Consider the following 1,577-nt stretch of genomic DNA (forward strand, 5'->3'; position numbering starts at 1 on the left):
CTAGTGCAGCCCCGCGTTAATCCTTGAGGGGTTTATGCCGCTTTGAGGGGTCGTCCGTCGTATGTCCATCGGAAGGGCTTGGCGGCTCGGTTGTAGACGATGACGAAGTTTTCGATCTTGTCGGCGAGGTCCTGGCGCGAGGTGAATTCGCCCCGGCGTAGCAGTCGTCTGGTCAGGATCGAGAAGAACAGTTCGGCCTGGTCGAGCCAGGATGCGTGGGCGGGGGTGTAGTGCGGCTGGAAGCGGGGGTGCTCGCGGAGCCACTTCTTCGTCGCCTTCGACGTGTGCGACGAGCCGTTGTCCAGCACGAGGTGAACGGTCAGCTTCGGGTCGATGTGGGCATCGAGCATGGTCAGGAAGGCGATGAAGGTGGTCGAGTCGTTGCGGACGATCTGTTCGGTGAGGATCTCGCCGGTGTGGACGTGCAGGGCTGCGATGATCGAGACGGTGCCGTGGCGGACGTACTCGAACTCGCGTCGTGCCGCGCGCCCGGGCCGGGCCGGCTGGTCGGGATGCTTGCGGCTACGGGCGGCGATGGCGGTCTTCTCGTCGATGCAGACCACCATGGAATCGGCGGGCTGGTTGAGGTACAGGTCGCAGACCTCGGCGGCCTTGGTGAAGAAGGCGGGATCCGGGCGGCGGGTCAACCAGCCGCGTACCCGGTGGGGCTTGAGGTCCAGATCGGCCAGGATCCGCCCGATCTGGGAGGCGCTGATCCCGTCGGCGTGCAGGTGTTCGGCCAGCAGCCGGTGCGACCACACGCTGTCAGCCTCGGGCAGTTCGCTGGTGACGGCGGCCACGATCCGCAGGTGGGTGTCGGGGCCGTAGACCGGGGGTCGTCCCGGTCGTGGCCGGTCGGCCAAGCCGTCGATGCCGTGCTCGGCGAACCGGTTGCGCCAGGTACGGACTGTGTTCTGTGTGATCGACAGGTCCCGTGCGATGGCGGCGTTGCTGGCGCCGTCGGCGGCGGTCAGGACGATGCGGGCTCGTTGGACCTCGCGCAGCCCGGCGGTGCGTGACCGGGCCAGGGCCTCCAGCCGGGAACGCTGTTGCGCGTCGATGATCACGCTCCGCGCGGACGGCGGCACAGGGGTGTCCTCTCCGCGTGGCCAGCGACTCAACAAGGGGGGGCATGATCAGCCACGCGGAGAGGATCTGTATCAATACCGGAGGGTGGAGGCCATGCGACACACCGGCGTCGGGCACGATGACCTCCATGGCGAAGATGCCCGACACCGTCAAGACCGCCCTCGCTGACCGGGTCGAGGCACACCGAGCGGCCCGCTGGCCTCAGCTGACCCGCATGGTGGTGCGGTTCCGCGGCGACTACGCCTACATCGACGCCGACGAGGACGGTGACATCTGGCCATTGTGCCGGCTGCGCTTCACCGGCACCGCCGACCAGTGGGGCTTCGCCATCCACCTCGCCAGCCGCGACGGCTACGAAGACTCGTTCCTGCCCAATGGTCAACCCGCCGGAACCCCCGAAGAGGCCATCGATTGCGCCTGCGGGCTCTACCTCGGCGACCCCACCGCCTGGTCCTGACCCATCAAGGATTAACGCGGGGCTGCACTAG

At 67.5% G+C, this 1,577-nt stretch carries 2 protein-coding genes; one reads left to right on the forward strand and one right to left on the reverse strand.

The genetic code is table 11. The annotated features are described in order from the left end of the window. Positions 1–32: 32 nt before the first annotated feature. Positions 33–1,088: an IS630 family transposase gene (locus KJS59_RS30520; protein ID WP_213457448.1), complete on the reverse strand. Its 1,056-nt coding sequence runs from the start codon at positions 1,086–1,088 to the stop codon at positions 33–35. A gap of 128 nt (positions 1,089–1,216) precedes the next feature. On the opposite strand from KJS59_RS30520, the gene KJS59_RS30525 reads away from it, so the two are divergent. Continuing rightward, a complete protein-coding gene (locus KJS59_RS30525) occupies positions 1,217–1,546 on the forward strand; it encodes a hypothetical protein (RefSeq protein ID WP_213457450.1) in 330 nt (109 codons plus the stop codon). Positions 1,547–1,577 lie beyond the last annotated feature (31 nt).

Source organism: Rhizomonospora bruguierae, from assembly GCF_018397995.1.
Taxonomy (GTDB): Bacteria; Actinomycetota; Actinomycetes; order Mycobacteriales; family Micromonosporaceae; genus Rhizomonospora; species Rhizomonospora bruguierae.